Origin of the sequence: Sphingobium jiangsuense, from assembly GCF_014196495.1 — a bacterium.
GTDB lineage: Bacteria > Pseudomonadota > Alphaproteobacteria > Sphingomonadales > Sphingomonadaceae > Sphingobium > Sphingobium jiangsuense.
In genome coordinates this window covers 1-4,589 of the sequence record NZ_JACIDT010000042.1, presented here as the reverse complement: position 1 = coordinate 4,589, position 4,589 = coordinate 1, and the positions used below count along the sequence as shown (strand labels likewise).

Genomic DNA, 4,589 nt, shown 5'->3' with positions numbered 1-4,589 from the left:
TGCCTCTGAGCGACCTGTTGTTGTGCGCTGGGATGACGGGCGGCGCCTGCATAACGAAGATGGCCCCGCCGTCCAGTATAGCGATGGATATGCTCTCTATTCATGGCATGGCACGCGACTGCCTGCTGAATGGGTCGAACATCGGGCGACGATCGACCCCGCAGAAATCTTGCGTTGCCAAAATGTCGAGCAGCGCGCGGCGGGCGCGGCATGTATCGGATGGCCCCGGATGCTCTCGGTTCTCGGCAGCAAGGTCATCGATCACGACCCGGACCCGTCTCACGGCGACCTGATCGAGCTTCAGCTTCCAGGCCTCGACCAGCCGGGCCGGTTTCTGAAGGCGGAATGCCCGCGAAACGGAACGATCGTGGAAGGTGTCCCCGGCAATATCAAGACCGTTCTGGAAGCGCAGGCATGGCGTGTCGGCCTTCTGCCTTCCGAATTTTCCTACCCCCAAGTCCGCACGTGAAAGGATTGAATATGAAACGAGAAGTTGTTTGCGCTCAGGGTGAAATTACCGTTTTCCGCATCACCGGGGAAATGCCTGTCGGGCTGGTGAAGCACATCGAAATCGACAAGCAGGGGCGCCCGATCATCAGCCATAGCGAGAGCGGCAATCACCATGTCCTTGATCGCCCGGTCGAGGTGCTGGAAAAGCTCGACGCACCAGAGGGCATGCGCATCCTCTATGCGCTGCTCGATGAGCCGACCCGGCTCATTCAGGACGCCTCCGATGCTCACGGCTCACACGATCTGGAACCCGGCCTCTACGAAATGAGGATCGCGCGCGAATTTGATCCTTTTGCGGAGCAGGTTCGCCGCGTTGCGGACTGATTTGACCGGACGGCGGGTTTCGATCCGCCGCGAGGATGAAATCAGTTCCGCAGGAGATTGGGATGACCTTCCGAGTAGTAGTTTTCCACCGCCCCGACTTCGACCTGACGCTTGGTCAGGCGCTGGCAGCGGTGGCATCCGCACCGATTTTCATAGGCTTTATCGCGCTGTTTCTGGCGCTGGGAGAAGGGTGATGGGCTGGCCCGAAGCATTCGCCGCCGTTGGTATTTGCGCCTGCGTGGCCGCGACCCTCATTGTTTTCGCGAGGTCGCTATGACCCCGCCTGAATCCGCCATCCTGCGCGAGATGCAGGCCACCGGCTTTGACCGCCATGTCTGCGTGAACCGGCTGCGGAGCCTGGAGATCATCGTGCGGCGGAAAAATGATCGGAGATATACACGATGACGATCCATCAGCCCAATTTAACCGGTGACGGTGACGATGCCTTCCGCGCGTCTGTCGTCGGTGGCTCCGAAGTGTCAGCGCTGTTCGGGGCTAACCCTTGGCTCACAGAATTTGAACTCTGGCACCGGAAAAACGGCACGGTCGCGACCCCGGACTTTGCGCACAATGAGCGCACGAAATGGGGGCTCCGCCTTGAGCCGATCATCATTCAGGCGGCTTGCGAGGAATATGGCTACACGGTCGCGGAGACGCCGGTTCGCCTCGACAATGGAAAGGGACTTGGCGGCCACCCCGATCAGGTCGTCATGTGTCCGCGACGCGGGCGGGGCATCCTTGAGGTCAAGACCGCCGACTGGCTGGTCGCGAAAGGGTGGGGCGACGAACCGCCGCTGAATTACCTGCTCCAGATCCAGACCTATATGGGGCTGGCGGGCGTCGATTGGGGCGATGTGATCGTTCTGGTCGGCGGCAATGAGCTGCGCCGGTTCGAGTATGAATTCCGCCCGGTCATCTTCGCGGACATCGAGGCCCGCGTTGAGCGGTTCTGGCAGTCGGTGCGCGATGGCGAAGTACCGCCAGCCAACCCTGAGCGCGACTGCGCCACGCTGATCGATGCGATCGGCGCACCTAATGATGGATTAGCCGATCTGCGCGGCGACATTCACGCGGCCGATCTGGCGCAGGATTATCTGGACGCCAAGGCCGCCGCGAAGGCCGCTGAGCTGCGCGCTGAAGTCGCCAAGTGCGAACTGATGCTCAAGATCGGGGCGAACGGCGCGGCGCTGCTCGACGGTTTCAAGATCAGCGCGAACCAGACGAAAGGATCGTCCGGCACGCTGGTCACTCAGGAAATGGTTGGAACCTATATCGGCGCTCGCAAGGGCTGGCGCCGCTTTGACGTGAAGGAAAAGAACTGATGGCAACCCAGCTTCAAGAGCATCGCGCCGATCCGGTGACGGTCCTGCGACAGAACCTTGTCGCCATGAGCGACCAGTTCAAGATGGCGCTACCTGCGCACATCAGCGTGGACAAATTCCAGCGCGTCACGATGACCGCAATTCAGTCGAATCCCGACTTGCTGAATGCAGATCGCCGTTCACTCTTTGGAGCGGTCACGAAGGCTGCGCAGGATGGTCTGCTGCCAGACGGGCGCGAAGGCGCTCTGGTCATCTTTCGCGGGAAGAACGGAGCGCAGGTGCAATGGATGCCGATGATTGCAGGCGTCCTCAAGAAAATTCGCCAGTCTGGCGAGGTAGCGACCGTGGATTGTCATGTCGTCTATGAGAAGGACAAATTCACATACCGGCCCGGCATCGACGCGGTTCCGATCTTTGAGCCTGATTGGTTTGCTGACCGTGGTAATCCGATTGGGGCTTATGCCATCGCCACGTTGAAAACTGGTGAGGTGGTGCCGCCCGAAATCATGAATGTCGATCAAATCGAACAGGTCCGCAAGGTGTCGCGGGCAAGCGGAAATGGGCCTTGGGTTCAGTGGTGGTCGGAAATGGCGCGCAAGACCGTCATGCGCCGCTTCGCCAAGCGTCTGCCTTCCAGCACGGATATCGAAGCTGAGTTTCAGAAGGACGAGACGATGCTGGTGAAGGCATCCGCTCTCGCGATGACCGCCGATCCTTTGCCTGAACAGATCGAGGCGCGGCCGATGGGCCGCCTTGACGCCCTCGAGCATCAGATTGAGCAGGAAACGCCCGCCATCGAAGGCCCCGCCGACGAGCAGCGCGGAGAGCTGTTCAACGGCCTCGATGCCGACGAGATGGCCGAGCGCGCCCGTGCGGAAACCAACGCGATGGCGGAGGATTACTGATGGCCGCGTGGACGCCAGTAGAGGTGGATATCCTTACCGCAGCATACAGGGATGGGGGCCTTCCCGCTGCAAGAGAGGCCCTTCCGCATCGGAGCAGCAAGGCGATAACCGGGAAGGCTGCGTATCTAAACCTGACGGCAGCATCGTCTCCATTCAGCCCATGGACTGCCGAAGAGGACGAGGTGCTGCGCCAGTTCTATCGCAGTGAGGGCAGCGAGTTCTGCGCGCGTGTCCTCACCCGCCGCAGCATATCGGCCATAAGGCACAGGGCCGGGATCATTCTCGGTACCTTCGCGCCGAGGGCAGACATCGTGCTTCCCGGCCCGGCCAAGCCACGCCCGAAAGTACGCAGGACATTCGAGCAGCAGCTTGCAGCCGTGCAGGCTGGCGCGAAGCTGGAGCGCGCATGGTCGAAGCCGGTCGCGGCACCGGGTTACACGATGGCGGGCGTTTCCGCTGATTGGTGAGTTTTCCAACGAAGGGAAGGGCGGTTGCCCAATAAGCGCCGCCCTAAATTTCAGATGTTCGGATTTGTGAGCCGGAAGAAGTATGAGGCGGCTGTTGGGCAGGTTGAATGCTTAAAAGAAGGCTTCTCAGCCATAAGGCGCGAGAATAAGGCTCTCCATTCCAAACTGAGGTACTGGCAGGCCCACGGCCAACTCCGCGACCCTGCGACCGGTCGCCTCGTCCCGAAAGCGCAGACGGCTGCGATGCTCGAAAAGCTGGGGGGCGAGATATGACCACGATCCACCGACGCGGCCCGGATAACTGGACACCCGGCCGCCCTACCGTGGCGCAGCAGGCTGCGAAACGCGGGCCGATACTACCGATGCAAAGCCGCCGCTGGTGGCAGTTTTGGAGGCAGTGATGTTCGCCGTCCACTCCATCCACGCCCCCGCCGTCGAGATCGACGAGACCGGAACCTACACCATCGACGGCACGACCCGGATCAAGCTGGGAGAGCCGCTGTTTACCGCAGAGACGTGCGACGAAGCCGAGCGCCTGCGCCACGAAAGGATCGACCATGCACGACGCTGACAATGAGGTGACGCAGGCTGATCGCGATGCGGTCGATACCATCGGCAGCCATATGGCGAGTTTTTATGAGTTCAATCGGAGTGATGAATATGCTGCTGCACAGGAGGCGGCGCGAGACTTTCGCATCGCCTCCATCGAAGCCGCCTGCCGTGATAAGGACGCATATATCGAACATCTCAAGAATGAGGACGCTTATTGGCAGGGCGTTGCTGAAAGGCTCGGCTATCCGTCCATCTGTGAAGCGCTCGAAGAATTGAGCGACATCAAGGCCGAACGCGACCATCTTCGGGCCAAGCTGGATGAGGCGAACGAAATAATCGCGGCTTTGCTTGATATCAAACATGGCGATGAGAAAGAGAAGGCGCGGGCCTTCCTCGCCTCCGCGCCCCAGCCCTCCCCACCCGCGAGCGAGGAGGGGTGAGATGATCGTTAAGAGCGTATCCGAGACGGTTGACCGCATTCAGAAAATTCTAGCCGCCATGGCTTCCGC

The 4,589-nt window shown here is 60.6% G+C and carries 8 protein-coding genes; all 8 read left to right on the top strand.

The features are described 5' to 3' along the window. Positions 1-469 (top strand): DUF6745 domain-containing protein (locus tag GGR43_RS22920; protein ID WP_223177585.1); only part of this gene is annotated, 469 nt, incomplete at its 5' end. Then, positions 466-834, top strand: a complete 369-nt coding sequence (locus GGR43_RS22915; protein ID WP_223177584.1) for a hypothetical protein — start codon at positions 466-468, stop codon at positions 832-834. The genes GGR43_RS22920 and GGR43_RS22915, both read left to right, overlap by 4 nt. A 62-nt stretch (positions 835-896) precedes the next feature. Then, positions 897-1,028 (top strand): hypothetical protein, encoded by a 132-nt coding sequence (locus GGR43_RS23835; RefSeq protein ID WP_281392573.1) that lies wholly within the window; start codon positions 897-899, stop codon positions 1,026-1,028. Between the two features lie 207 nt (positions 1,029-1,235). Next, on the top strand, positions 1,236-2,156 hold the full coding sequence (locus tag GGR43_RS22910) for a YqaJ viral recombinase family nuclease (protein WP_188074034.1): 921 nt from the start codon (positions 1,236-1,238) through the stop codon (positions 2,154-2,156). Beyond that, a complete protein-coding gene (locus GGR43_RS22905; RefSeq protein ID WP_188074033.1) occupies positions 2,156-3,061 on the top strand; it encodes a recombinase RecT in 906 nt (301 codons plus the stop codon). Before GGR43_RS22910 ends, GGR43_RS22905 begins: the two co-directional genes overlap by 1 nt. After that, positions 3,061-3,528 (top strand): hypothetical protein, encoded by a 468-nt coding sequence (locus GGR43_RS22900; RefSeq protein WP_188074032.1) that lies wholly within the window; start codon positions 3,061-3,063, stop codon positions 3,526-3,528. The genes GGR43_RS22905 and GGR43_RS22900 overlap by 1 nt, the downstream gene beginning before the upstream one ends. A 379-nt stretch (positions 3,529-3,907) precedes the next feature. After that, positions 3,908-4,099, top strand: coding sequence for a hypothetical protein (locus tag GGR43_RS22895; RefSeq protein WP_188074031.1), 192 nt, complete (start codon positions 3,908-3,910; stop codon positions 4,097-4,099). Continuing rightward, positions 4,086-4,520 carry a hypothetical protein gene (locus GGR43_RS22890; RefSeq protein WP_188074030.1) on the top strand — a complete coding sequence of 145 codons (435 nt, stop codon included), beginning with the start codon at positions 4,086-4,088 and terminating at the stop codon, positions 4,518-4,520. The genes GGR43_RS22895 and GGR43_RS22890 overlap by 14 nt, the downstream gene beginning before the upstream one ends. The last annotated feature ends 69 nt before the right edge of the window (positions 4,521-4,589 follow it).

Excerpts from the sequence above, each read along its gene's own strand:
- GGR43_RS22905 (WP_188074033.1), top strand. The coding sequence starts at position 2,156 with ATGGCAACCCAGCTTCAAGAGCATCGCGCCGATCCGGTGACGGTCCTG.
- GGR43_RS23835 (WP_281392573.1), top strand. The coding sequence starts at position 897 with ATGACCTTCCGAGTAGTAGTTTTCCACCGCCCCGACTTCGACCTGACG.
- GGR43_RS22900 (WP_188074032.1), top strand. The coding sequence starts at position 3,061 with ATGGCCGCGTGGACGCCAGTAGAGGTGGATATCCTTACCGCAGCATAC.
- GGR43_RS22910 (WP_188074034.1), top strand. The coding sequence starts at position 1,236 with ATGACGATCCATCAGCCCAATTTAACCGGTGACGGTGACGATGCCTTC.
- GGR43_RS22890 (WP_188074030.1), top strand. The coding sequence starts at position 4,086 with ATGCACGACGCTGACAATGAGGTGACGCAGGCTGATCGCGATGCGGTC.